The sequence below is a fragment of the Streptomyces saintjeani genome, from assembly GCF_055409605.1.
On sequence record NZ_CP189624.1, the window covers coordinates 2,220,775 to 2,245,322 of the forward strand.

General features: G+C 70.9%; 18 protein-coding genes and 2 pseudogenes. 2 read left to right on the forward strand and 18 right to left on the reverse strand.

Translation table 11 applies throughout. The annotated features are described in order from the left end of the window. Positions 1–93 precede the first annotated feature (93 nt). From ACQCO7_RS09900 to ACQCO7_RS09955, 12 genes are all read right to left on the reverse strand, one after another. The gene (locus ACQCO7_RS09900) at positions 94–1,434 is read right to left on the reverse strand and encodes an ABC transporter substrate-binding protein (RefSeq protein ID WP_464071463.1); all 1,341 of its coding nucleotides are present in this window, start codon (positions 1,432–1,434) and stop codon (positions 94–96) included. 47 nt (positions 1,435–1,481) lie between these two features. Beyond that, positions 1,482–3,521 carry a pectinesterase family protein gene (locus tag ACQCO7_RS09905; protein WP_464071464.1) on the reverse strand — a complete coding sequence of 680 codons (2,040 nt, stop codon included), beginning with the start codon at positions 3,519–3,521 and terminating at the stop codon, positions 1,482–1,484. Positions 3,522–3,554: 33 nt separating this feature from the next. Next, positions 3,555–5,054 carry a glycoside hydrolase family 43 protein gene (locus tag ACQCO7_RS09910; protein ID WP_464071465.1) on the reverse strand — a complete coding sequence of 500 codons (1,500 nt, stop codon included), beginning with the start codon at positions 5,052–5,054 and terminating at the stop codon, positions 3,555–3,557. Beyond that, entirely contained in the window at positions 5,051–5,896 is an 846-nt protein-coding gene (locus tag ACQCO7_RS09915; RefSeq protein ID WP_464071466.1) for a DUF6807 domain-containing protein, read from the reverse strand. Before ACQCO7_RS09915 ends, ACQCO7_RS09910 begins: the two co-directional genes overlap by 4 nt. Beyond that, positions 5,893–7,062, reverse strand: coding sequence for a Gfo/Idh/MocA family protein (locus tag ACQCO7_RS09920; protein ID WP_464071467.1), 1,170 nt, complete (start codon positions 7,060–7,062; stop codon positions 5,893–5,895). The genes ACQCO7_RS09915 and ACQCO7_RS09920 overlap by 4 nt, the downstream gene beginning before the upstream one ends. Then, entirely contained in the window at positions 7,059–8,342 is a 1,284-nt protein-coding gene (locus ACQCO7_RS09925) for a pectate lyase family protein (protein ID WP_464071468.1), read from the reverse strand. Before ACQCO7_RS09925 ends, ACQCO7_RS09920 begins: the two co-directional genes overlap by 4 nt. Next, a complete protein-coding gene (locus tag ACQCO7_RS09930) occupies positions 8,339–9,235 on the reverse strand; it encodes a carbohydrate ABC transporter permease (RefSeq protein ID WP_464071469.1) in 897 nt (298 codons plus the stop codon). Before ACQCO7_RS09930 ends, ACQCO7_RS09925 begins: the two co-directional genes overlap by 4 nt. Beyond that, a complete protein-coding gene (locus tag ACQCO7_RS09935) occupies positions 9,232–10,167 on the reverse strand; it encodes a carbohydrate ABC transporter permease (RefSeq protein ID WP_464071470.1) in 936 nt (311 codons plus the stop codon). The genes ACQCO7_RS09930 and ACQCO7_RS09935 overlap by 4 nt, the downstream gene beginning before the upstream one ends. 97 nt (positions 10,168–10,264) lie before the next feature. Beyond that, entirely contained in the window at positions 10,265–11,998 is a 1,734-nt protein-coding gene (gene araD, locus ACQCO7_RS09940; RefSeq protein WP_464071471.1) for an L-arabinonate dehydratase, read from the reverse strand. Beyond that, the gene (locus ACQCO7_RS09945; protein ID WP_464071472.1) at positions 11,995–12,906 is read right to left on the reverse strand and encodes a dihydrodipicolinate synthase family protein; all 912 of its coding nucleotides are present in this window, start codon (positions 12,904–12,906) and stop codon (positions 11,995–11,997) included. Before ACQCO7_RS09945 ends, araD begins: the two co-directional genes overlap by 4 nt. Next, entirely contained in the window at positions 12,903–13,559 is a 657-nt protein-coding gene (locus tag ACQCO7_RS09950) for a GntR family transcriptional regulator (protein WP_464071473.1), read from the reverse strand. The genes ACQCO7_RS09945 and ACQCO7_RS09950 overlap by 4 nt, the downstream gene beginning before the upstream one ends. A 132-nt stretch (positions 13,560–13,691) precedes the next feature. Further along, positions 13,692–14,453 (reverse strand): MBL fold metallo-hydrolase, encoded by a 762-nt coding sequence (locus tag ACQCO7_RS09955; protein ID WP_464071474.1) that lies wholly within the window; start codon positions 14,451–14,453, stop codon positions 13,692–13,694. Between the two features lie 163 nt (positions 14,454–14,616). Between ACQCO7_RS09955 and ACQCO7_RS09960 the strand changes: the two genes are divergently transcribed. Next, entirely contained in the window at positions 14,617–16,236 is a 1,620-nt protein-coding gene (locus tag ACQCO7_RS09960) for an MFS transporter (RefSeq protein WP_464071475.1), read from the forward strand. A gap of 139 nt (positions 16,237–16,375) precedes the next feature. Here ACQCO7_RS09960 and ACQCO7_RS09965 read toward each other — a convergent pair whose 3' ends face one another. The 5 genes and pseudogenes from ACQCO7_RS09965 to ACQCO7_RS09985 all read right to left on the reverse strand — a co-directional run bounded on the left by ACQCO7_RS09965 (position 16,376) and on the right by ACQCO7_RS09985 (position 23,011). Beyond that, positions 16,376–16,528: a hypothetical protein gene (locus ACQCO7_RS09965; RefSeq protein WP_464071476.1), complete on the reverse strand. Its 153-nt coding sequence runs from the start codon at positions 16,526–16,528 to the stop codon at positions 16,376–16,378. Further along, entirely contained in the window at positions 16,506–17,648 is a 1,143-nt protein-coding gene (gene amcB / locus ACQCO7_RS09970; protein ID WP_464071477.1) for a cyclophane-forming radical SAM peptide maturase AmcB, read from the reverse strand. Before amcB ends, ACQCO7_RS09965 begins: the two co-directional genes overlap by 23 nt. A 186-nt stretch (positions 17,649–17,834) precedes the next feature. Beyond that, positions 17,835–19,031 (reverse strand): TerD family protein, encoded by a 1,197-nt coding sequence (locus tag ACQCO7_RS09975; RefSeq protein WP_464077187.1) that lies wholly within the window; start codon positions 19,029–19,031, stop codon positions 17,835–17,837. Positions 19,032–19,160: 129 nt separating this feature from the next. Further along, positions 19,161–22,121, reverse strand: coding sequence for a S8 family serine peptidase (locus ACQCO7_RS09980; RefSeq protein ID WP_464071478.1), 2,961 nt, complete (start codon positions 22,119–22,121; stop codon positions 19,161–19,163). A 183-nt stretch (positions 22,122–22,304) separates the two neighbouring features. Then, positions 22,305–23,011 (reverse strand): annotated as a pseudogene (locus tag ACQCO7_RS09985) (alcohol dehydrogenase catalytic domain-containing protein). Positions 23,012–23,149: 138 nt separating this feature from the next. Here ACQCO7_RS09985 and ACQCO7_RS09990 point away from each other — a divergent pair. Further along, positions 23,150–23,585: pseudogene (locus ACQCO7_RS09990) on the forward strand (RNA-guided endonuclease InsQ/TnpB family protein); the annotation flags it as partial. Between the two features lie 87 nt (positions 23,586–23,672). Here ACQCO7_RS09990 and ACQCO7_RS09995 read toward each other — a convergent pair. Then, positions 23,673–24,482, reverse strand: a complete 810-nt coding sequence (locus tag ACQCO7_RS09995) for an NAD-dependent epimerase/dehydratase family protein (protein ID WP_464071479.1) — start codon at positions 24,480–24,482, stop codon at positions 23,673–23,675. Between the last annotated feature and the right edge of the window lie 66 nt (positions 24,483–24,548).

The window sequence follows — 24,548 nt, forward strand, 5'->3', positions numbered from 1 at the left end:
TGTCGATTTGCGGCTCCGCCGCGTGGGCGCGATCAGCCACAGGCGGCCTGCACCCTGCGACGTACAGGCCACCCGTACGGCGAAACCCAGCGATTAACCCCGCTGCTGCTTCCACTCGGCCTGGGCCGCGTTCAATTCCTCGGCCAACTTGTCCAGGAAGTCCTTCGCACTCATCTTCCCGAGCAGCACCTTCTGGAAGTTCGGCTCATTGTCGGCCTTGGAGATCGTGTTCCAGTCCGGCAGGTAGTACGGCAGCTGAACAATGCTCGTCGACCCGTCGGTCAACGCCGCAGCCGCCAGTTTCGTGGGCTCCGCCTGCTGAACCCACGCATCCCCCGCCGCCTCCGTATTCGCCGGCACCTGCCCGGCCGACTCGTTGAACTTCGAGTTCTCCGCCTTGGACAGCGCGAACTCGATGAACTTCCACGCGGCCTCCTTGTTCTTGGAACTCTTGAACACCCCGAGCCCGTCGACAGGGTTGGAGACCTGAACCCGCTTTCCGTTCGCGGCAGTGGGCGAGGGAATCCCCCGGAACTTCCCGACCCCGAGCGCCTTCACATGATCCTGATAGGAACCGAGGTTGTGGTTGAGCATCCCGATCGTGCCGGAATCCCACTGCGCGACCATCTTCGTGAAGTCGTTGTTGAGGTCGGCGGAGGGGGTGACCTTCTTGTAGAGCGCGGCGTACTTCTCCAGCGCGGCGACGTTCTTGGGATCGTTGACGGTGGTCTTGTCACCGTTCCAGAAGGAGGTGATCTGGGACTGCCCGTACATCGCGTCGAGCGCTTGCGCGATGGACCCGGCACCACCACGGATGGTGTAACCGAATTCGTTCTTGCCGGAGTTGGTGAGTTTCTCGGCGGCGGCGTAGAAGTTGTCCCAGGTGGTGGGCGGCTGGAGCCCGGCCTTCTGGAAGAGGTCGGTCCGGTAGTACAGAACGCCGTTGTTGGCGGAGGTGGGAATGGAGTAGAGCGTCCCGTCACCGCCCCCGGCGGCTTTGAGGGAGGCCACCATGTCCTTGTTGAGCTTGCTGCTCAGCGGCGATTTCGCGAGCTTGTCGTCGAGCGGCTCCAGCGCGTCCTGCGCGGCGAACCCGGCGAGCATGGCCGCGCCGACCCCGCCGACGTCGGGCAGACCGCCGCCCCGGATCGTGGTGTCCACCTTGGACTGGTACTCGGTCGCGGCGATCCCGACGTACTCGACCTTGATGTCGGGGTTGGCCTTCTCGAAGTCGGAGATGACCGTCTTCCAGATGTCGGTGCGGACACCGCCGTTGTTGTCCCAGAAGACGATCTTCCCGGTGCCGCTGCCCTCGGACCCCTTGGCACCACTGCCGCTGCCGTCGTCGCCGCAGGCGGTTGTGGTGAGGGCGAGCACGGACCCCAGGGCGACGGCCGCGGCGGCGCGGCTGTTTCTGCGGTTTCTGTTCTTCATCGGTCGGCTCTCTTCATTGAGGTGTCGGCTTGGTTCGGTCGTGGGGGTCAGTGCGTGCGGGCGGTGTGGGGTGCCCAGCCGTCGGCGCCCTTGAGGTAGGCGGCGACGGTGTGCGCGGCGGCCTGATCGTCCGTCAACTGCGGTCGGTCGGCGGTGACTTCGGCTCCGGCTCCGTGGTTGCGGTACTCGGTGAAGCGGGCGTCGCGCCAGGAGAAGCCGCTCATGTCGGTCCAGGGCGCCGCCTTGATCGCGGCGGGGAGTTCGGTGTCGCGGATCAACACCTGTGCCACGGCGGCGGGTTCACCGCCGGGGTGCCAGGGCCGGCCCAGGTGGAAGCTGCCGGCGGGGGCGTCGCTGACGATCCGGGAGCGGGTGATCAGGAACCCGTAGGGGTTGCCCGTCCAGGTCGAAGCGGCCGTGATGTAGCCGTTGTTGGTGTCGGAGCCCCGGCTCAGCGCCCGGATCTCGGACCGTTCGATGACGGTCGTGGCGCGGCCGTAGACGAAGTCCACGTCCCCCTCGATGAAGGAGTCGCGGATGTAGACCCGGCTGACGGTGGTCAGGTTGGGGCTGTCGGTCATCAGGGTGTCCTGGTTGCCCAGGAAGGCGGTGTCCTCGAAGACGATCCGGTCGCCGGTCGTCTTCATCGCCAGCGCCTGTTCGCCGTTCAGCTCGACGGCGGCCTCGTCGAAGTCGTTGCTGAAGGTGAGGTGCCGGGCGGTGACGTCGTTCGCGGCGATCCGTACCGTCGCGCTTCCCGTCGAACCGCCGTACGCGGCGGGCGTGTCGTAGACGATGACGGTGTCGGCGCGGCTCTGTCCAGTCCCTTGCAGGAGGATCTTCGGCTTGTTCGCCGGGACGAACACCTTGGCGCGGTAGGTGCCGGGGGCGATGGCGATGGTCACGGGTACGTCGTTGCCCGCCGGTACGGCGTCCACGGCCGCCTGGACGGTCGGGTAGGCGGCGGGGACGCTCAGCGTCGTGCCGATCTGCTGCTGCGGGCCGGAGAAGCGCGTCACCAGCGCGGGTACGGCTGCCGCCGGGTCGAGCCGATAGCCGTAGAAGTCACGGGGGTTGAAGGCGGTTCCCCAACTGTCCGTGCGGCCGGTCGTGTTGCGCAGGATCGAGCCGCGCTGCACCAACTCGGCTGTGGCGTCGGCCTGGTAGGGGTGCTGGACGCCGTCGTAGTAGCTGTTCTCGATGACCATCCTGGTGCGGCCCCGGGACCAATTGCCGTACGTCCAGACCGGATCGCCGTCGCCGACCTGTGCGGACAGGTAGTTGTTGTAGAGGTGCGCGTAGGCACAGTTGTCCGCCGAGGGGTTGCGTTGTTTGGTGCCGGTGAACCAGTTGTGGTCGATGGTGATCTGGGTGAGCGCGTTGGTGGTCCAGCCGATGCCCAGCGCCTTGTTGTGGTCGCGGAACTGGTTGTAGGAGACGGTGACGTACTGGCTGTCCTTGCGGATGTCGAGCAGTCCGTCGCCCATGTGCTGGAGGCGGTTGTGGTCGATCCACACGTGGTCGACGGTGTCCATCTGGATCGCGTCGAAGTCGGTGGTCTTGCCGTCCCAGTCGCCCTCGACGTACGAGTCGCGGATCGTCAGGTTGCGGATGATGACGTTGCTGGTGCCGGGGGTGAGGTGGAGTTCACCGTGGACGATCTCGCCGGTGTCGCCCACGCCGATGACGGTCTTGTCGGAGCCGACGACGATGTTCGCGCCGAAGGGCTCCACGGCGATCGAGCCCTTGACGCGGATGACGTAAGGCTCGGGCGCGGAGGCGTACTTGACCAGGGACGCCTGGTCGGTGACGGTGACGACCCGGCCGCCGGCGCCGCCGGTGGTGCCGCCCGCGAGGGAGGCGAAGCCGTGCGGGGTGTCCGTCCAACGGGAGGGGTGCGCAAGGGAGTTGCTCGCGGCGGGGCCGTGCGCCAAGCGTGCCCCTTCAACGGCCGTTCCCTGAGAAGCCGTTGCTCCGGCGGCACCCGCCTCCCCGGCCGTTCCCGGTCCCAGGGCTGCGACCATGCCGAGCAGGGCGGCCAGGACCAGCCCGGCGCCCGGTCTGCGCTTGCTAGGGAAGTGCGTCATTGCGGCTCCCAACAGGCGTGCTGAGTACGTGAGTTACAGAGTTCTGATCCTGAAGCGGGTGAACACGGCGGACCCCGCGTGTCCGCTCCCCTCGGGTGCGAGGGCGACGAGTCCGAGCAGGGCGCCCACCCACCGCCAGGGCGTGGCGGCGAAGACGGGGCCCGACGGACGCAGGCCCTCGCCGACGTCGTAGAAGAACCGGCAGCGCGCCCCCGCGCCGATCTCGATGCGCAGCCGTACGCGTCCCGTCGGCACCAACTGCGGGTGCGCGGCGTCGCGTTCGCGCTCGGCGACGCCTTCCGCGAACCGGTGCACGAGGTGGACCGTGCCGTCGGGTCCGCGCTGGAGCCCGATCCAGCTGAACGCGTCGCCGAGGACGGCGAGTCCGCCCCGGGCGCCGGGGTCCTCGCTGGGCAGTTCGAGGTTCACCTCGACCGCCGAGGGGAGCCCGGGGAGCCGCTGGGTGAGGATGTTCGGGAGTTTCCGCAGGTCGTGCGCGTCGGCGGTGCGTACGCAGGACAGCCGCAGGCCGTCTCCCGAGTGCTGGGTGGCCCAGCCGTCCTGCGGGTTCGCCGTCCACGCCCACTGCCGGCCGAAGCGTCCGCCGGGGAAGTCGTCGTCGGTGGCGGGCGCGGCGTCCGGCTGCGGGGGCAGGGCGGGGCGTTCGTGTACGGCGACGGGGGCCCCGTCGGCGCCGAGGACCGGCCAGCCGTCGTCGCCCCAGCGCATCGGCTGGAGGTGAACGACCCTGCCGTAGGCGCCGCGTTGCTGGAAGTGGAGGAACCAGTCCTCGCCGGCCGGGGTGCGTACCCAGCCGCCCTGGTGGGGGCCGTTGACGTCGGTGTCCTTCTGTTCGAGGACGATGCGTTCCTCGTAGGGGCCGAAGAACTCCCGTGCGCGGAAGGCTCCTTGCCAGCCGGTCTCCACTCCCCCGGCGGGGGCGAAGATCCAGAACCGGCCCTCGTGGCGGTAGAGCTTGGGGCCTTCGAGGGTGAACCAGCCGGGGATGCGGTCGGCGTCGACAATGACCTTGCCCTCGTCGAGAAGTGACCGTCCGTCAGAGTTCATGCGGTGGCCGGTGAGGCGGTTCTTCACGCCGGAGCGGGACTTGGCCCAGGCGTGGACGAGGTACGCCTCGCCGGTCTCGTCGTCCCACAGGGGGCAGGGGTCGATCAGGCCCTTGCCGGCCTTGACCAGGTGCGGGCGGGTCCAAGGGCCCCTGATCTCGGGGGCGTTGACCTGGTAGATGCCCTGGTCGGGGTCGCCCCAGAAGATCCAGAACCGGTCGTCGTGGTGCCGCAGCGAGGGTGCCCACACCCCGCAGTCGTGCCGGGGGCTCCTGAACTCGGCGGCGGGCTCCAGGAGTTGCAGCGCGTGTCCGACGAGCGTCCAGTTGACGAGGTCGCGCGAGTGCAGCAGCGGCAGCCCGGGTGCGCGGCCGAAGCTGGACGCGGTGAGGTAGAAGTCGTCGCCGACGCGCAGGACGTCGGGGTCGGACCAGTCCGCGTTGAGGATCGGGTTCGTGTACGTCACTGGCTGACCGCCTTCCGGACCAGGGCCGTCGCCTCGTCGCGCCCGAGCCGTCCGTCGGCGACGACGGTGACGACGCGGCGTACGACGGTCCCGCCGGGCGGCACCGGCAGCCGTTCGGCGGACGCCAACGACGAGCCCACGCCGGGGTATTCGGCGGTGCGGACGAACCAGGGGTCGCGTCGGGTGAGGTCGGTGGCGCCCGCGAAGACGAGGGTCCAGTCGGCGCCGGCCAGAGCGAGCCAGTCGGCGCGCGTGCCGTGCACCTCGGCCTCGCCCTTTGTCGACGGGGTGAAGACGTCGGGCGGTGAACTCTCCTTGCGGGCCCGCCAGAAGAAGCCGCCGTACGCCGCGCCGGGGCGGCCGTTGGTGGCGGGGCTGCCGATGGACAGCGGTGCCGGGCCGGGGTTGGTGAGGGAGAAGGTGAAGTCCAACGCCCAGGCGGTGTCGGTGAGTTCGGTGGCGGCGACGGTACGGCGCTCGCGCAGCAGCTCGGTCGTGGCCGTGGTCCAGCGCAGCTCCTCCACGAACCCGTCGGGGTCGCGGAGCTGGAACCCGGTGTGGCGCTGGACACCATGGTTGTCCAGTTCTGTCGGTCCCTGGTCGCGCACATAGGTGCGCCCGCCCCAGAAGTTGAACCCCTCGACGTCGGGTACGGCTACACCGACGCCGAGGTGGTGGAGGTGGTCGGCCGGGGTCAGCTCGGTGACCGCCGTGCCGGCGAGGGTGGTGACGGGGTGGAGGTAGGGGCGCGGGGAGAGCCGGGCGGGCAGCTCGGGCCGGGTGACGTAGCGGCCGACCGGTCGGCCCGCGACGCGCAGGACGGCGGTGTCGGGAGCGGTCATCGGGTGCTCACCTCTTTCGGCCGCGTCCGGGAGGCGCCGTCGCGCCGCGCCCAGCCGGCGCCGAGTTCGGAGTAGAGAGCGAGGGAGTCGGCGACTTTTTCCACGAGGCCGTCGATTCCGGGAACCACCCGGCGATTCTCCTCGTTCAGGAGGTACCAGGCGGTTTCGGGCAGTGGAGCCGGGTCCGGGGCGGTGCGGATCGCTTCCACGACCGTCATGAAGGCGCCGGTGGAGTCGGGTGGTACGAGAAGGGTGGTGGTGTCCGTCAGGTGATCGACGAGGTTTTCGAGGAGGTCGGTGCGGCCGTACTCGTACTCCTCCGGGCCGTGCCCGGCGCGCTGGAGGAGGACGCGGTCCTGCTTGTACCAGTAGGTGATCCGGCCCTTGCTGCCGTGGACGAGTACGTACGGCTCGCCCGGCCGCTCGGCGCACAGGGTCGCGGCGACGGTGACCGGACGGCCGTGGGAGGTGGTGACGCGAACGCAGGAGGTGTCGTCGGACTCGATGGTGTTGGCGTGGAACAGCTCGGTCTCCACGCGGGTCACGTCCTCGGCGCGGACGGCGCCGTCCAGGGCGAGGGCGGTGGCCACGGCGTGGGCGAGCGGGTTGGTGAGGGCGCCGTCGATGACGTCCACGCCGTTCAGGCGCCGCCTGCCCGCCCAGGGGGCGCGCCGGTAGTAGGACTCGGCGCGGGCCCAGGCGCCCGCTCCCCCGACCCCGGTGACCTCGCCGATCGTCCCGTCGGCGATCAGGTCCCGGATCGCGGGGACGGCGTGCGAGCCCAGCGACTGGAAGCCGATCTGGCAGGCGACACCGGCCGCCGCGACGCCGTCGGCCATGCGGCGGAACTCGGCGTAGGACGGCGCCGGGGGCTTCTCCAGCAGGAGGTGCACGCCCCGGCTCGCGGCGGTCAGGGCGAGGTCGGTGTGGGTCGGGATCGGCGTGCAGATGACGGCGATCCGGGCGCCGGTGGAGTCCAGGAGGGCGCCGAGGTCCGGGGACTGCGCGGGGGTGCCGAGCCCGGTGGGGATCTCGTCCGGGGTGAGGGGGGTGAGTTCGCAGATGCCCGCGAGGCGGACGATGCCCTTGTCCTGGAGGCGGAGGATGTTGTCGAGGTGCCAGCGGCCGTGGCCGCGTGCGCCGGCGAGGACGATGTCGAAGCTCATGGGTGCCTCCCCGCGCCCGCGCCCCGGGCCACCGCCCGGTCGGCCGCGTCGGCGCTGTCGATCGTGGTGTGCAGGGTGGGTGTCCAGCCGACGTCGGCGGTCAGGTCGCGTTCGCTGCCGGAGTTGTAGGCGTTGTGGATGGTGAGGAGGTCGACGGGGTAGCCGTTGAAGAGGGTGCCGCTCTGGTGGAGGGCGGTGCCGTTCCAGCTCTTGACCAGGTCGGCGGCCTCGATGTGGCCGGGGGTGTGGAAGGCGTTGTTCTCGGCGTGGATCGCGGACTCGGTGGAGACGCCGATCGAGTAGCGGTAGTCGTCGCCGGTGACGAGGTAGCGGTTGTTGTAGAGGTGCACCTGTCCGAAGCGGACGCGGGGCGCGCGCTGGACGACGCCGCGGAACTCGTTGTGGTGCAGGGTGACGCGAAGCTTGCCCCGGTCGCCGGTCACGGTGTCGCCGGAGCCGATGAGCATCGCCTTGTCGTGGTCGGCGAAGCGGCTCCAGGAGACGGTGACGAGGTCGGAGGCGTTGGTGATGTCCAGCAGGCCGTCGTGGCGCAGGTAGTTGCGGGCGAAGTGGACCGGCTCGTCGGCGTCGGGGTGGCCTCCGTCGCCGAAGGTGACGTGGTCGACCCAGACGTGGGTGGCTCCGGAGAGCCACAGGTTGTCGTACGCGGTCTTCCAGTCGCCGAGTCCGCCGCCGTTGGGCTGCCAGACGGGGAAGCAGTCGTAGGCGTCGCGCAGGTCGAGGTTTCGGACGATGACGTTGGTGGCGTTCCTGACCTGGAGGTTCGCGCCCTTGACGACCGCCTTGCCGACCCCTACGAGGGTGGTGTTGGACCCCACCTTGAGGACTACGCGCTCGGCCTGCCGGGCCGCCGATGCCTGGCGGGCGTCCTCCTGCGGCCCGGCGGGCTTGGCTGCCCCCCAGGTACGGGGGTCGTACGCGGCGAGGTACGCCGTCAGGTCGTACCCGTCGGTCGCGTAGTCGGCGCAGTCCAGGCGGCGGCCCCGGTCGTCGGTGTTGGCGTCGATCGTCCCGGCGACCTTGATGATCTTCGGGGTGTCGCTGCCGTCGTCGAGGGCGCGGGCGAGTTCGGCGCGGGTGGTGACGGTGAAGACGTGCGCGGGGTCGGCGGCCGAGCCGCCGGTGGTGCCGGGGCCGTAGGACGCCCAGCCGTCGTTCGCGGGGAGGGTGTCGCGGCTCGTGTCGCGGGCCTCGGCGTGGGCCGGGAGGGCGAGTAAGGGCAACAGGGCTGCCGCTATGGCGAGTTGACGGAGTCTCATCCCTTCACCGCCCCCGCGCTGAACCCGGTGATGAGCCACTTCTGGATAAACGCGAAGACGATCACGACGGGTACGGCGGCGATGATGCCGCCCGCGGCGAGCGCGCCGAGGTCGACGCTGTCGGCGCTCATCAGGGTGTTGAGGCCGACGGGGATCGTCTGCTTGTCCTGGTTGCTGAGGAACATCAGCGCGAACAGGAAGTGGTTCCAGGAGTGCACGAAGGCGAAGGAGCCGACGGCGATGATCCCGGGCCGCAGCAGCGGCAGGACGACGATGCGGAACGCGGTGAAGCGGTTGCAGCCGTCGACCCAGGCGGCCTCTTCGAGGGAGTACGGCACGTTCTTGATGAAGTTGCTGATCAAAATCATCGACAGCGGGAGCTGGAAGACCGTCTCGGCGATGATGACGCTGACCAGCGAGTTGATCATCTTCAGCTCGGCGAAGATCTCGAAGAGCGGTACGAGCAGCAGCGCGCCCGGCACGAACTGCGAGCACAGCAGCGCCAGCATGAACCCGCGCTTGATCTTGAAGTCGAAGCGGGCGAGGGCGTAGCCGCCGGCGAGGGCGACCAGGGTGGTGACGAGGAGCGTGGCGATGCCGACGTACACGCTGTTCTCGAAGTAGGTGCCGAACTGCCGCTCCGTCCACACCTTTTCGAAGTGGTCGAAGGTAATGGGCCATGGCACGAGGGAAGTCGACCCGGCCGGGCGGAGTGCGAAGAGGAGGATCCAGTAGAAGGGGATGAGCGTGAAGACGAGGTAGACCGACAGGGGCAGGTAGATCTGCCAGCGGGGGACCTCGTCCCAGGCGCGGCGGTGCTTCGACGGGCGTTGTGGCGTGGGGAGTTGGCGCACGGGGGCGGGGGCCGGCTCGGTGGCGTGGGTGGTGGTCACTTGGACTCGCCTCCGAACTTGCTCAGCCGCAGATAGATCATCGAACAGAAGAGCAGGATCACGAACGCGACCGTGGTCAGGGCGGACGCGTAGCCGAAGTTGTGGGATTCGACGCTGGTGTTGGCGATGTAGAGCGGGAGGGTTGTCGTCTCTCCCGCCGGTCCGCCGCCGGTCAGCGTGTAGAGGAGGTCGACGTTGTTGAACTCCCAGACCGCGCGCAGCAGCGTGGAGAGGACGATCGCGTCCTTGAGGTGCGGCAGCGTGATGTGCCAGAACTGCTTGAGTCTGCTCGCCCCGTCGACCTCGGCGGCCTCGTAGAGGTCCTTCGAGACGGACTGGAGGTCGGCGAGGATGAGGATCGCGAAGAACGGCACCCCGCGCCACAGGTCGGCGACGACGACGGCCGGGAAGACGGTCGAGGTGTCCGACAGCCAGCTCGTGCCGTACGAGCCGAGCCCCAGGTCGGCGAGGTAACGGGTGATCCCGGTCTGGGAGTTGTAGAGGAGCACCCAGATCGCGGAGGTCAGTACGCCGGAGACGGCCCAGGGCGAGAAGACGAGCGCGCGGCCGAGCGCCCGCCCCACGAACGTCTGGTTGACGATCAGCGCCAGCGCGAGGCCGAACAGCAGCTGGAGTCCCACCTCGACGAAGACCCACTTGGCGCTGAAGGTGAGCGTGTCCCAGAACTGCGGGTCGTCGGTGAAGATCTGCCGGAAGTTGTCGAGTCCGGCGAATCCGTCGCGCCAGGGCTTGGTGGGGTTGAAGTGCTGGAGGCTGTAGTAGAAGACGCTGATCACCGGGTAGGCGATGAAGCCCAGCATCAGCAGGGCCGCCGGTGCGATCAGCAGGTACGGGAGCCTGCGCGGAGTGGCGGAGGCCCGGCGCCGCCGGGGTGGCGCGGGCTTTTTCGCCACGGCTGCGGCTTGGGCCATGACTGTTCTCCGTTCATGTACGTCGTCGTGCGGTAAGCGCTTTCTTCGCAGGCAGGCGGGTGCCTGGCGGTGTGGTGCGGTGGTGCCGTGCGGTGGTTCAGCCGGCGTACGGGTCCTGGACCTTGCCGGGGCGCGCGAGGAACTCGAAGTCGCAGCCGGTGTCGGCCTGCGTGATCTGCTCGTTGTAGAGGGCGCCGTAGCCACGTTCGTAACGGGTCGGCGGGGGCGTCCAGTCCGCCCGGCGCAGCGCCAACTCGTCGTTGTCCACGTCGAGTTGGAGGGTGCGGGCGGCGACGTCCAGCGTGATGGTGTCGCCGGTGCGCACCAGCGCGAGGGGGCCGCCGACGTACGACTCGGGCGCGATGTGCAGGACGCAGGCGCCGTAACTCGTGCCGCTCATACGGGCGTCGGAGATGCGGACCATGTCGCGGACGCCCTGCTTGAGCAGGTGGTCGGGGATCGGCAGCATGCCGTACTCGGGCATCCCCGGGCCGCCCTTGGGGCCGGAGCCGCGCAGGACCAGGACGCTGTCGGCGGTGATGTTCAACGCCGGGTCGTTGATGGTGCGTTGCATGGTCTTGTAGTCGTCGAAGACGACCGCGCGGCCGGTGTGCTTGAGGAGGTTCTGGTCGGCGGCGATGTGCTTGATGACCGCGCCGTCGGGACAGAGGTTACCGCGCAGGACGGCGACCCCGCCCTCGGCCGCGACCGGGTTGTCCCGGGGGCGGATGACGTCGTCGTCGTGGACGACGGCTCCTTCGAGCTGTTCCCCCAACGTCCCGTTCACCGTCGGCCTGTCGAGGTGCAGCAGGTCGGTGACGCGGGTGAGGAAGGCGGGCAGGCCGCCCGCGAAGTAGAAGTCCTCCATCAGGTAAGTCCGGCCGCCGGGGCGGACGTTGGCGAGGACCGGGACGGTGCGGGCGATGCGGTCGAAGTCGTCGAGGGTGAGCTTGAGGCCGACGCGGCCCGCCATCGCGATGAGGTGGATGACCGCGTTGGTGGAGCCGCCGAGCCCGAGCACGGTGGTCACCGCGTCCTCGAATGCCTCGCGGGTGAGGATCGTCGACGGCTTCAGCCCCGTCCAGGCCAGCTCCACCGCGCGGCGCCCGGAGGCGGCGGCCATCCGCTCGTGCGCGGAGTCGACGGCCGGGATCGAGGAGGCGCCCGGCAGCGTCATGCCGAGGACCTCGGCGGCGGCGGTCATCGTGGACGCCGTCCCCATGGTCATGCAGTGGCCGGGGCTGCGCGCCAACCCGCCCTGGAGTTCCCGCAGTTCACAGTCCGTCAGGTTTCCGGCGCGGTGCTCGTCCCAGTACTTCCACATGTCGGTGCCGGAGCCGAGGGTCTCGCCGCGCCAGTGGCCGGGCAGCATCGGCCCCGCCGGCACGAAGAGTGACGGTACGTCAGCCGAGGCGGCGCCCATCAGCAGGGCGGGCGTCGACTTGTCGCAGCCGCCGAGCAGGACGGCCGCGTCGACCGGGTACGACCTGAGCAGCTCCTCCGTCTCCATGGCGAGGAGGTTGCGGTAGAGCATCGGGGTCGGCTTCTGGTAGGTCTCCGAGAGGGTGGAGACCGGGAATTCGAGGGGGAAGCCGCCCGCCTGCCACACACCCCGCTTGACCGCCTCGGCGCGCTCGCGCAGGTGGACGTGGCAGGGGTTGATGTCGGACCAGGTGTTGAGGACGGCGATCACCGGGCGGCCCCGGTACTCCTCGGACTCGTAACCCAGCTGGCGCATACGGGCGTTGTGTGACCAGGTGCGCAACTGGCCTTCCGTGCCGTACCACTGATGGCTTCTCAGCTCTTCGGGTGCCTTGCGCGGTGCGTTCACAGGGACCACCCGGCGGCTATCGCGGCGACCTCGGCGCGCTCGTCCTCGGGCAGCGTCCGGCTCGGCGGGCGCACCTCCCGGCGGCACAGTCCGAGCGAGGCCAGGGCCTCCTTGACGACGGTGACGTTGTTCGCGGAGCCGTTCGCCGCGCGCAGTTCCTCGAAGCGCCGGATCTGCTCCCAGACCTTCATCGCGGCCGGGTAGTCCCCGGACCGGAGCGCTTCGATCATGTTCAGCGAGACGGCCGGGGCGACGTTCACGAGCCCCGATGTGAAGCCGGTCGCGCCGGCCGAGAAGTACGAGGGGGCGTACGGCTCGGCGAGCCCCGCGACCCACACGAACCGCTCCAGGCCGGCGTCCCGCGCGAACGCCGCGAACCGGGACGCGTCCGGGACGGCGTACTTGACGCCGATCACGTTCGGGCAGGCGTCGGCGAGTTCGGCGAGCCGCTCACCGCGCAGCTGCGCGTTGCGGACGTACGGCACGACGCCCAACTCCGGTACGGCCTCGGCGATTTCGCGGTGGTAGTCGACCCAGCCGGCCTGCGAGACGTACGGGTGCACCGGCTGATGGACCATCACCATCTGCGCGCCGAACGCCCTCGCGTGCCGGGCGGCTTCGACGGCGCTCGGGATGTCGTGGCCGACGCCGACGAGCACCACGGCGCGGTCGCCGACCTCTTCGAGGGTCAACTCCGTTATCCGGCGCCGCTCTTCGGGAGTCAGCGTGTAGAACTCCCCGGTGTTCCCGTTGGGGGTGAGCGTGGTGATCCCGGCGTCGAGGAGCCGGCGCAACAGGGCCCGGCAGACGGTCTCGTCGACGCCGCCGTCCTCGGCGAACGGGGTCACCGGGATGGCGACGACGTCGGCCAGGGCCGCGCGCTGGGTCTCGAACGCCACGTTGCTCATTCCTGGCCTTCCTGGTTCGCCTCGCCGGGGAACGCCCGCTCGACGAAGGATCCGATGTGGGCGTGCAGGGCGAGGGCCGCGCCGTCCGCGTCGCCGGCCAGGGCGAGCCGCAGGATCTCGCGGTGCTCGCCGGCCTCCCGCTCCCAGGAGGGCGACGCCGCCCACGCCACGGCGGAGACCAGCGCGGCCTGGTCGCGGACCTCGTCGAGCATCCGGCCGAGCAGCGGGTTGCCGCACGGCAGGTACAGCGCGCGATGGAACTCCCGGTTGGCGAGGGAGCGTTCGGCGGTGTCGGCGGCCTCGTCGGCACGGGTCAGCGCGTCGCGCGCGGCGTCCAGGGAGGCTCCCCGGCTCACCGTCCGCCGCAGCGCCTCCGGTTCGAGCAGGAGCCGTACGTCGTAGACCTCGCGCGCCATGTCCGCGTCCACCATGCGCACCGTGACGCCCTTGTACTGGCTCATCACGACGAGTCCGGTGCCGGCCAGGGTCTTGAGCGCCTCGCGCACCGGGGTCTTCGACACCCCGAAATGTGCGGCGAGTTCGGTCTCCACCAGGGCCTGACCGGGCGTCAGGCGCCCGGTGAGGATGCGGCGTTTGATCTCCTCCAGGACGTACTGCGTCCGGGACGGGATCGGCGTGGGCACAGACGTCATGCGCGCCTCTCGGAAGTCGCGTATCTGATCTCGCGTATCGCGTCTCATATATGACGTACGAAGTACGACGCGTTGAAGGTAGGGAGGGGGTAAGTGTTTCGTCAATGCTTCTGACAAAGCTTCTGACGGAAGTCAGAAGCGGAACGTCTCACCCTCACGTGCCATCCGGGTGGGTCCGCCGAAGGCCAGCGCGGCGCGGCCGGTCGCCGTCTGCCGCTTGAGAGTCGGTCCCACGTGCGTGACGAGCAACTCCCGTACGCCCGCCTTGCGCGCCGCCTCGCCCGCGTCCTGCGGTGTCATATGCACTTGTTCGCCGTCGCGATGCCGGTCGTGCCTGTCGATGTCTGCCTCGCACAGCAACACGTCGGCTCCCGAGGCGAGTTCGGTGAGCGCGTCGCACGGTCCCGTGTCCCCCGAGTACGCCAGGACGCTGCCCTGGCACTCCGCGCGCAGCCCGTACGCCTCCGTGTCGTGCCGGACCGCCCGCGCGGCGAGGCGCAGGTTCCAGTGCCGGACGAGGAGGCCGTCGTACAGCGGCCTGAAGTCGAGGATTCCGCTGAGGAAGCGGACGTCGGCCCTGCCGAGGAACCCGGCGACCCGCAGGGCGCAGTCGCGGGGCGCGTACACCGGGATCGCCGCCGCCGGGGTCATGCCGCCGAACGCGAACGCGTACACCGCCGACAGCAGATCCGCGCTGTGGTCGGCGTGCAGATGCGACAGCCAGATCGCCGTGAGGCGACTCGGGTCGGTGTGCCGCTGCAACTCCGCGAACGTTCCCGGACCGGCGTCCACCCATATCTCGGCGCCGCCGCCGCGCAGGAGGTAGCCCGAGCAAGGCCGGTCGGGGGCCGGGTGGGGGGAGGCGGTGCCGAGGACTGTGAGGCTCAGGGGCATGGGTCGGAGGGTACGGGTGAGGAGGGTGGCGTGTACCCCGTACGGACTACCCGGGTACGCCTCCGGAGCTACCCCGGCCTCAGAGGCGACCGTGCCCTCGGCGTCGTACCTAAGGCTGATGCCCGATGTCGTACCCCCCTCCTTAGACCCACGATGACCAGGCATGACGACAACCATCCGGGCCGTCCTGCGGGATCGTGACGCGGCCCTCTACCTCACCGGCGTCGTGGTCTCCGGGTTCGGGACCTCGGCGCTCTGGCTGGTCTCCGGCGTCTGGGTCAAGGACCTCACCGGGTCCGACGGGCTCGCGGCGCTGTGCATGCTGGCGATGTGGGCGCCGACGCTCGCGGGGCCGCTGCTCGGCGCGCTCGCGGACCGCTTCCCGCGCCGGCCCCTCCTCATGACCTCCAGCCTCTTCCTCGCCGCGCTCCTGCCGGTCCTGTTCGCCGTCGACTCCCCCGGCCTCGTCTGGCTCGTGTACGGCGTCCTCCTCGTGTACGGGGCGACCGGCGTCGTCAACGACGCCGCCGAGGCCGCACTCGTCGCGAACACCCTCCCGGCGTCCCTGCTCGGCGACTTCAACGGACTGCGGATGGCGATCACCGAGGGCATGAAGCTGGTGTCGCCGCTCGTGGGGGCGGGGTTGTACACGGTGTACGGCGGGCCGGCGGTGGTGCTGCTGGACGCGGCGACGTTCGTGGTGGCGGCGGGGGTGTACGCGGGGCTGCGGGGCGGGAGTTCGGGGGACGGAGGGCCAAGGCCGGGACAGGGAGCGGGAGTTGGGGGGCCGATGGGGAGGCGGGCGGGCGTCGTGGGGGCGCTGCTTGCGGGGGCGTGGGGTGCGGCTCGGGGTGCCGGGCGGGCTCGGAGTGCCGGGCGGGCGTGGGGTGCCGGACGGGCGTGGGGTGCCGGACGGGCGTGGGGTGCGGCGCAGGGTGCCGGGCGGGCGCGGGATGCAGCGCAGGGCGCCGAGCAGGCATGTGGCGCCGGACGGGCGCAAGGTGCGGCTCGCAGTGCCGGACGGGCGTGGGGTGCCAGGCGGGCGTGGGATGCGGCTCGGACATGGGGCGACGCGCGCCCACCTCGCTCGCGGGCACGGGACGTCTCCCGCTCACCCGAGGAGCGGACCTCGCAGTCACCCCGGCAAGCCGCGCCGCCCTCCCCCCGCCGACGCCTCCGCGCCCTCCGCGCCCTCCTCTCCCCCTCCTTCGCGGGCGCCCGCCACCTCTGGGCCCACCCCCGCCTGCGGCCCCTCGTCCTCGCGGGCGGCTTCTCCATGCTGTGCGCCGGGCTGAACGGTGCCCTGTTCTACGCGGTGATCGACGGGCTGGGCCACTCCCCCTCGTACGCCGGGGTGTTGTACGCCGTGCAGGGGGCCGGTTCCGTGAGTGTCGGGCTGCTGTCGGGGCGGGCCCTGCGGTGGCTCGGGGAGCGGAGGTTCGCGGCGTGGGGGATCGCCGTGACGGCTGTCGCGGTGGCGCTGCGGGCGGTGCCGTCGGACGGTGTCGCGCTGCTGTCCAGCGCGGCGATCGGGGCGGGGCTGCCGTGCGTCCTCATCGCCGCGCTGACGGCCGTACAGCGGGAGACGCCGGACGCGGTGCTGGGCCGGACGGTGGCCACGGCGAACACGCTGGTGTACGCGCCGAACGTGATCGGCCTCGGGGTGGGCGCGGGGTTGGTCGAACTGGTCGACCACCGGCCGGTGTTGGTCGTCCTCGGGGTGACATGGCTGGCGGTGGGCTCGCTGTTGCTGCGGGGCGGCGATGAACGGCCCACGCGGTGACGGGAGTTGAGCAGCCGCGCCGGGGCCAGGGTGGTCGCACCCCCGTGGATCCCGCCGCCGGTGAACTCCCCCCGTCCGCCCGGAGTTGAAGCGGGCGCCGCCCCGTCGACGGGAGGCGGCGCCCGGTGGGGCGGTCCGGTCAGAGCTGCGGCAGCAGGTACGACCAGCCGAAGATGCTTGCCGTGTCGTGGAGTTCACCGGCCCGCGCGGTCGGCTCGGCGAGCGGTTCGCGGCACGCCTCGATACGGAGGGTCAGCGGGGTGGGGGCCTCAGGGGCGGGCGTGTTCGGCATGGCGCAGGATTCCTTCCAGGAGACTGATCTTGCTGGTCCGGCAGTAGTCGGTTTCGGTGCTGTCGAGGCGGCCGGTCTCGAAGTACTTGTTGGCAGCCTGCCCGCCCCGGCAGTACGTGAAGTGGTCGCAGGTACGGCGGCAGTTGGCGACCCCGGCCAGCGCCTCGGCGACCCACGGCACCCGCGCCGCGCGGGCCGCGAGCGAGGTGAGCGGGGTGCGCAGGACGTTGCCCGCCGCGAACCGCCCGTGCCGGGGCGAGCTGAAGCCCGCCAGCTCGGCGCCGACGGGGAGGTAGTCGCCGTCCCAGGTGACCAGGGGCAGCGGTACGACGGGACGCTCGGCGCGCGCCGCCGCCGTACCGGCGAGTTCCTCGCGGAGATAGGTGTACGCGTGGTCGAGTTCCCGCACCGGGATGCCGGGGTCGGCCTGCCAGCACGCGGCCAGCTCCTGCCAGAACGCCACCGCCGGCCGCTCGCCCGAGTGGCTTCCCGCGTACACGCCCTTCTTCTCGGCGAGGTTCACCCCGAGGCTGTCGCAGCCGAGGTCACGGGCGAACCGGTACACGTCCCGGGCGGCGCCCGGCGAGACGTCGGCCACGACCGCGATCAGCCCGAAGCGGATACCCGCCCGGCGCAGCGCCTCGACGCCCTTCAGCGTGCGGTCCGTCGACGGGTGCCCCGACCAGTCCACGCGCGCGGCGTTCGCCTCGTCCGGTCCGTCGAGGCTGATCGTCACGCGTACGGGGGTGGTGGCGAACACCTCGCACCAGGCGTCGTCGATGAGCGTGCCGTTGGTCTGCACGGCCTGGACGACGGGGTGTTCCCCGCCCGGGCCGAACGGTTCGACGAGGGCGCGGAAGTGGGCCGGGCCGACGGTGAGCGGTTCACCGCCGTGCCAGACGACCGCGACGGGGCGCTCCCGGGACCACTCGCGGACACCCGCCGCCACCGCGCGGGCGACGTCCACGCTCATCCGGCGGGAGATCTGCCGCTCCGGCAGGTAGCAGTAGGCGCAGTCGAGGTTGCACAGGGTCGTCGGCTGCATCAGCACGACCGAGGGCGCCTCGGCCAGCCGTGCGGCACCTGTTCGCGGGGACACGTCCGGCGGGGGAGCGCTCACCCGTTCACCGTAGGGGCGTCGATCACGCGATGTCCCTGTTCGGCGGAGGGTTCACCCGACCGAGCGAGCGCGCGAAGCGGCGGGCGGGGCGGCGAGGGGCCGAGGCGGCGGGCGGGCGGCCTCCCGCGCGCCCTCGTGGGAAGCGCGCCGCTCGATGCAGGGGTCGCCCCGCCCGATACCGGCCCCCTACAGCGCCTGCGCCGCCGGCTTCACCATGTTCCGGACCGTCCGCGCCTTCACGAACTCGCCCATCGCGGTCATCTCCCACTCGCCCGTGAACTGCTTGATCAGCTTCGCCATCATCACCCCCGTCTGCGCCTCCGCGCTGGTGAGGTCGAAGCGGACCAGTTCCTCGCCGGTCGCCGCGTCGATGAGGCGGCAGTACGCCTTGGCGACCTCCGTGAACTTCTGGCCGGAGAAGGAGTTCACGGTGAAGACGAGGCCGGTGACGTCCTGCGGGATGCGGCCGAGGTCGACGACGATCACCTCGTCGTCACCGCCGCCCTCGCCCGTGAGGTTGTCGCCGGAGTGCTTGACCGCGCCGCCGAGGATGGACAGCTTGCCGAAGTAGCAGCTGTCGACGTGGTTGCGTTGCGGCCCGTAGGCGATGACGGACGCGTCGAGGTCGATGTCGCGGCTGCGGTACGCCGGTTCCCAGCCGAGGCCCATCTTGACCTGGGAGAGGAGCGGCCGGCCGCCCTTGACCAGGGACACGGTCTGGTTCTTCTGGAGGCTGACGCGCCCCTTGTCGAGGTTGATCTTCCCGGCGCCGGGCGGCGGCGTGGCCGGCATCGGGGGCGCGGCGGCGGGCGCCGGGGTCGAGGCGACGGACCGCGCGGGGGCGGGCGCCACGGGCGCGGGCGCGGGTGTGGACGCCGGTGCGGGCGCCGGTTCCTCGACCGTCACCCCGAAGTCCGTCGCGATGCCCGCGAGGCCGTTGGCGTACCCCTGTCCCACCGCGCGGACCTTCCACGCGCCGTTGCGGAGGTAGATCTCGACGATGACGAGGGCGGTCTCGGCGCCGAGCTGGGGCGGGGTGAACGAGGCGATGGCGCCGTTGTCGTCGGCGCCCCGGATCGTCGCCGTCGGTTCGATGCCCTGGAAGGTCTGGCCCGCCGCGTCGGGGCTCGCGGTGACGACGATCTTCTCGATGCCGGGCGGGATCGCGGCCGTGTCGACGACGATCGCGTCGGGCGCGGAGCCGCCGCCGGAGCGGTACGTCACCCCCGGGCCGTTCGGCTGGTTGTAGAAGATGAAGTCGTCGTCCGAGCGCACCTTGCCGTCGGCGGTGAGCAGCAGGCCCGACACGTCGAGCCGCACGGGCGCGGTGACGTCCACCGTCACTCTCGCGACGGGGAGGGGGATGTTCGAGCCGGGGGTCATAGCGGTCATGCCGGGTGAACGAACGAGACCTCTTTGCCGTTCCCTTACCCGCTCTCCCGTCCCGTCTTCATTCGAACGGGTGACCCCGGGCCTGACGGCCGGGGGTCACCCTCGCTCAAGGACGGAGCCTCAGTTCAGGCTGACCACCGTCCCCGCGCCGCTCGCGTACTCGACCCACCCGGTGGACCGGGCGCCCGTCCCGACCCCGGACCAGGCGGCCGTCACGTTCACCGGCGCCCCCGGAGTGGTGGTCGCCGAGGCAGGCGTCACGGAAAGCGACCCGGCGGGAACCGAACCGCCCCCGACCACGTTCACCTGGTACGTGTACGGCGTCGTCCCCGGAGTGCTCGCCCCGGCCTCCTGGATGACGGCGACGAGGTAGGTCCCCGCCTCCGGCTTCGTCAGCACGACGTTCGCGACGCCCTGCGCGTCGGGCAGCGCGACGGCGGAGTCGACGAGCTGTCCGTCGACGATCCGCCCGTACACGAACCCGACGACCCCGGTCGTCGCCCCGAACCGCACGGTGATCTCGGCGGCCTTGGTCCCGGCCGGCACGGCCGGCAGGTAGTCGGCCTCGTCGGCCCCGGTCAGCGTCCCGCTCTCGGGCGTGGCGGAGACCGGCCCGGTGGGCGTCGCGGTGAACGCGGCGGCGGCCGAGGTCACCTGGTAGGCGACCTGCCCGGCGGCGCCCGTACCGGTCACCCGCGCGGGTGCGCGGACGGCCTGCGGGGTGACGACGATCGGGCTGCGGACGGACGTACGGCCGGACGTCCAGGTCAGCGACCCGGTGTCGGCGACCCCGACGGGCGCGGAGGTGACGTCGAGCTTCACGGTGAACGTCTTGCGCTCACCCGGCCGGGTGAACCGCAGGGTGGACGGCTTGACGGTCGCCTTGACGCCCGGCAGGTCGACGGAGGCCCGGTAGACGCCCGGCGTGACGGCGGTGACCGTACGGGTCACGGTCTGGCTGCCGACGAGGTCGCCGACGGCGATGGACGCCGAGTTCAGGTCGCTGGCGTCGATCGGCTTCGCGCCCGTGCCGGTGTCGATGCCGAGACCCTCCAGGTAGCGCAGCCAGTCGTGCTCGGAGGAGTCGTAGACGAGGCCGGGCCGCAGCATGCCCCACGCGGAGACCTCGCCGGCGCCCTGGGCGAAGACGTCCTCGCTGGGCTTGCCCTCGGGCGTCAGGGTGGGTGTCGTGGTCGTCATCATCGCCGACTTGATCGCCATGGGCGACCACTTGGGGTGCAGCGCGAGGTAGATCGCGGCGAGCCCGGTGATGTGCGGCGCCGACATCGACGTACCGGAGTAGAAGTCGAAGTCGTGGCCCCGGTTGGACGGCGGGGCGACGGCCGCGAGGATCGTCACGCCGGGCGCGGAGATGTCCGGCTTGAGGACGTCGCCGTTGTTCTGGAGGGAGGGTCCGCGCGAGGAGAACCCGGCGACCTGCGGGTAGGCGATGTCCGCGCCGCCGACGACGAGGGACGCCGTCGCGCCCGCGCCCGCCGCGTAGGTGCGGACGGCGGTGGAGTCCGGGATGTTGAGGTGGACCGTCGGCAGGCTGTGCGAGTCACCGTCGGTGCTGCCCTGGGAGACGTTGACGAGGACCATGCCGACGGCGCCCGCGCGCTTGGCCTCGGCGGACTTGGCGACCCGGTCGACGACGCCCCGGTCGCAGACGACGAGTTTGCCCGCCGCCAGCGCCGGATCGAGTGTGCCGGGGGCGCAGATCGCGGCGTCGGTGGCGCTCGCGCCCGCGTTCTTCACGGCCGTCGAGCGGACGAGCGGCGCGGGGCCGACCGTACCCGTCAGCGTCGTGCTGATGCCGGTGTAGCGCTCGCCGTTGCCGAGGACGACGGTGCCCTTGTACGGCTCGATCGTGCTCGCGGCGACGGTCGTCGTCCACGGCGCGATGTTGTCCAGCGTGCTCGCGCCGGGGCCCGCGTTGCCGCCGGAGGTGGAGATGAAGACGCCGGCCGCGGCGGCGTTGCGGAACGCAATCTGGATCGGGTCGTCCACGGGGGACTCGGAGTCGCTGCCGATGGAGTAGTTGATGACGTCGACGCCGTCGGCGGTGGCCTGGTCGATCGCGGCGACGATGTCGCTGGTCAGGCCGCCGGACTGGGTGCCGTCCTTGCTCTCCCAGAGCACCTTGTAGACGGCGATGGCCGCGCCCGGGGCGACGCCGGAGATCTTGCCGTAGGAGCGGCCGTCGATCGAGGCGGGCACGTTCGTGTTGCCGGCCGCCGTGGAGGCGGTGTGCGAGCCGTGGCCGCCGCCGTCCCTCGGGGACATGTAGTCCTCGCGGTTGGCCTCGGGCACCCACTCGCGCCAGGCGTCGCCGTACTGGCGGGCGCTGATCACCTTGCGGTTGCAGTCGGCGGCCGTGAACTCCTCGCCCGTCTCGCAGGTCCCGGTGAAGGTCGCGCCGTCCGTCTTGCGCATGACGGTCGTCGTCCCCCTCAGGTAGGGGCGGTACTTGTCCCAGGCCGGGGGCTTGGCCGCGGTGAGGGCGGGCGCGGCGAAGGAGGTGCTCTCGGGCCAGATGCCGGTGTCGAGGTCGCCGATGACAACGCCCTTGCCGGCGTTGACGGTTCCGCCGAGCGCCGACCAGAGGCCGCCCCGGCCGGACAGGTGCAGGTAGTCGACGGAGTTCTTGTCGTCGGTCGCCTTGTGGATCCGGTCGGGGGTCACGGAGACGACGCCCTTGGTCGCGGCGAGCTTCAGGATCTGGGCCGGAGTCAGCTTCGCGGAGAAGGTGTTGGTGGTGACGGAGTAGTGGTGGGCGACCTTCGCGCCGACCTTCTTCGCCGCCGCGTTCTGCTCGTCGACGAGGTGGGTGCGGTAGCGGCGGGCCTCGTCGGTGGTGACGTCGACCTTCTCGCCCGCGTCCGGCTTGGTCGCGGGGATGCCGTCGACGCCGCCGTCGTAGGTGGCGATCGGCTGATCGGTGAGGGTGACGAGATAGCGGCCGGATATGGAGGCCGGGGCATCTGCCGTGTCCGCCGCGGCAGTTGGCGCCGCGAAAGGTGCGGCGGCCAGGAGCAGGGCGGCGACGGACACGCCGACCGTCGTTGGTCTTCGGTTCATGAAGTCCCCCCAGAGACAAGGAAGAAGACGAAGGAGACAAGCGGAGACAAGCAAGGACAGGGGCGGGAGGTTGTCGTCGCCCCTGCCGCGAGTCGTTCGGGACGGTGTCAACAGCCGTGCGGCGGTTGGCGGTTCATGGTGCACACGGTGCGGCCCGAAAGGGAATGGCGCCTGCCTGAACCTCTACCGGGGCACCACGACGACCTTGCGCCCCACACCCTTCGCGAACCGCTCCAGCGCCTGCGGGTACCGCTCCAGCGGCAGCCGGTCACTGACGAACACGTCCGGGTCGAGCACCCCGCCCGCGAACAGCTCCGCCGCCCGCTCGAAGCTGTGCAGCACGGCCATCGAACCGGTGATGGCGATCTCCTGGTTGTAGCTGCGGTACGGGTCGACGGTGACCCGTGTCGCGTGGTCGGCGACGCCGAACTGGTGGAACGTGCCCGCCTTCGCGACCCTGCCGAGCCCGTCCTGGATCGCCGCCGCGTTGCCGGTCGCGTCGACGACGATGTCCCAGCGCTGGGGGCGCTCCAACTCGTCGGCGTTCTCCGCTGCCTTGGCGACACCGAGCAGCCTCGCCGTCGCCAGCCGCGCCGGGTTGACGTCGACGCTCGCCGCGTCCTGGGTGCGTACGTGGTCGGCAGGCGTACGCAGTTGGCGGCCGGGGCGAGGGCGTAGCGAGCCGCTCCCCCGGCCGTGGTGCCGCCGATCGCGGCCCAGCGTTCGCAGAGGTTGTTGCGGCCGGTGCGGCAGTACGCGCACTCGTGGCCCGGCACGATCGGCAGGCTGGGCGCGAACTCGCCCTGGAGGATGTGCAGATCGGCGCCGCACAGGCCGCAGGCGGCGGCCTTCATGTCGTGGCTCCCCGACTTGGCCGCATGAGCGTTCATCGGGCTTCTCAAGAATGTGAGGTGGTCCGGAAGGACCGACGTCCACCGGCTACCGGCCGACACCCTTCGCTCACACAGAAGCCGATACCGTGTGAGGTATGGCGCAGCAGGTCAAGCGGGCGTTCAAGCACCGCTTCTAGCTTCTTCGCCGGGCGCGCCAAGTACCCCCGGCACAAGTCGCGGAAGAAGTCCCGCGCTTCGGCCGAGTACACCCGCTCCGCCTTCACCTGGCGCGACGGACACCTGACGCTCGCGAAGATGACGGAGCCGCTGGACATCCGCTGGTCGCGTCCGCTCCCCGAGGGGGCAGAGCCGACCACGGTGACGGTGTCCCGCGACGCTGCGGGGCGCTGGTTCGTGTCCCTGCTGTACGACGACCGCATCGCCCCGGCGCAAGGTCGCCGAGGTCCACGCCAGGATCGCCGACCGGCGCCGCGACTTCCTGCACAAGCTCACCACTCGTCTCGTCCGTGAGAACCGAACGGTCGTGATCGAGGACCTCACCGTCCGCAAGCTCCTCAAGAACGGCAGACTCGCACGCGCCATCAGTGACGCGGCCTGGACGGACCTGCGCGGCAGGGGCGGTCCGGGCAGGGCCGGTGCCCGGAAGGGCTGCGGGCGGGCCCGTTCGGTGCCCGCCCGCATGATCCCGTGGGGGGGGTCAGTGCGGCCAGATCGGCGGGTCCGTCACGAAGCCGCCGCCGAGGTACGCGTGCGCCTCGTTGCCCTCCTGGAGCTCTCCCTGCTCGGCGATCAGCTTCTCGGCGTACGGCTCGGAGTCGTCCTGCGGGTCGTAGCCCAGCGCCCGCGCGGAGGTGAGGTCCCACCACAGGCGCGTGTTCGCGGACGAGCCGTGCACAACGGTGTGGCCGACGTTCTCGGCGGTCAGCGCGGCGTGGAAGAGGCGGGCGCCGTCGGCGGGGCTCATCCAGATCGACAGCATCCGTACGGAGGTGGGTTCGGCGAAACAGGAGCCGATGCGCACGGAGACGGTCTCCAGGCCGTGCCTGTCCCAGTAGAGCTGCGCCAGGTCCTCGCCGAAGGACTTCGACAGGCCGTAGAACGTGTCGGGGCGGCGCGGCGTGTCGACCGGGATCAGCGGGTCGCCCTCGCGCGGGCGCGGGGTGTAGCCGAGGACGTGGTTCGAGGAGGCGAAGACGATCCTGCGGACGCCCTCCGCGCGGGCGGCCTCGTACAGGTTGTAGGTGCCCTCGATGTTTGCCCTGAGGATCTTCTCGAACGAGGATTCCAGGGAGATGCCCGCGAGGTGGACGATCGCGTCGACACCCCGTACGGCTTCCCTGAGGGCGTCGCGGTCGGTGAGGTCGGCGGTGATCGCGCCGGGGTCGCCGTCGACCGGGACGAGGTCGAGCGAGCGCAGGTCGTAGCCGTACTCCGGGAGCAGGCCCCGCATCAGGGTGCCGAGGCCACCGGCGGCGCCGGTGAGCAGGACGGTGCGCGGAGCGGGCATCCTCGGGTCTCCTCATCGCGTGTTCGTTGCGCGGGCGCGCGGGCGCATGCGTGATCGATATTCACA

Bases quoted from the DNA above. Each gene is read 5' to 3' on its own strand.
- ACQCO7_RS09935 (WP_464071470.1), bottom strand. From the start codon at position 10,167: ATGGCCCAAGCCGCAGCCGTGGCGAAAAAGCCCGCGCCACCCCGGCGG.
- ACQCO7_RS09980 (WP_464071478.1), bottom strand. From the start codon at position 22,121: ATGAACCGAAGACCAACGACGGTCGGCGTGTCCGTCGCCGCCCTGCTC.
- ACQCO7_RS09925 (WP_464071468.1), bottom strand. From the start codon at position 8,342: ATGAGACTCCGTCAACTCGCCATAGCGGCAGCCCTGTTGCCCTTACTC.
- ACQCO7_RS09905 (WP_464071464.1), bottom strand. From the start codon at position 3,521: ATGACGCACTTCCCTAGCAAGCGCAGACCGGGCGCCGGGCTGGTCCTG.
- ACQCO7_RS09955 (WP_464071474.1), bottom strand. From the start codon at position 14,453: ATGCCCCTGAGCCTCACAGTCCTCGGCACCGCCTCCCCCCACCCGGCC.
- ACQCO7_RS09975 (WP_464077187.1), bottom strand. From the start codon at position 19,031: ATGACCCCCGGCTCGAACATCCCCCTCCCCGTCGCGAGAGTGACGGTG.
- ACQCO7_RS09945 (WP_464071472.1), bottom strand. From the start codon at position 12,906: ATGAGCAACGTGGCGTTCGAGACCCAGCGCGCGGCCCTGGCCGACGTC.
- ACQCO7_RS09995 (WP_464071479.1), bottom strand. From the start codon at position 24,482: ATGCCCGCTCCGCGCACCGTCCTGCTCACCGGCGCCGCCGGTGGCCTC.
- ACQCO7_RS09950 (WP_464071473.1), bottom strand. From the start codon at position 13,559: ATGACGTCTGTGCCCACGCCGATCCCGTCCCGGACGCAGTACGTCCTG.
- ACQCO7_RS09915 (WP_464071466.1), bottom strand. From the start codon at position 5,896: ATGACCGCTCCCGACACCGCCGTCCTGCGCGTCGCGGGCCGACCGGTC.
- ACQCO7_RS09965 (WP_464071476.1), bottom strand. From the start codon at position 16,528: ATGCCGAACACGCCCGCCCCTGAGGCCCCCACCCCGCTGACCCTCCGT.
- ACQCO7_RS09960 (WP_464071475.1), top strand. From the start codon at position 14,617: ATGACGACAACCATCCGGGCCGTCCTGCGGGATCGTGACGCGGCCCTC.
- ACQCO7_RS09900 (WP_464071463.1), bottom strand. From the start codon at position 1,434: ATGAAGAACAGAAACCGCAGAAACAGCCGCGCCGCCGCGGCCGTCGCC.
- ACQCO7_RS09920 (WP_464071467.1), bottom strand. From the start codon at position 7,062: ATGAGCTTCGACATCGTCCTCGCCGGCGCACGCGGCCACGGCCGCTGG.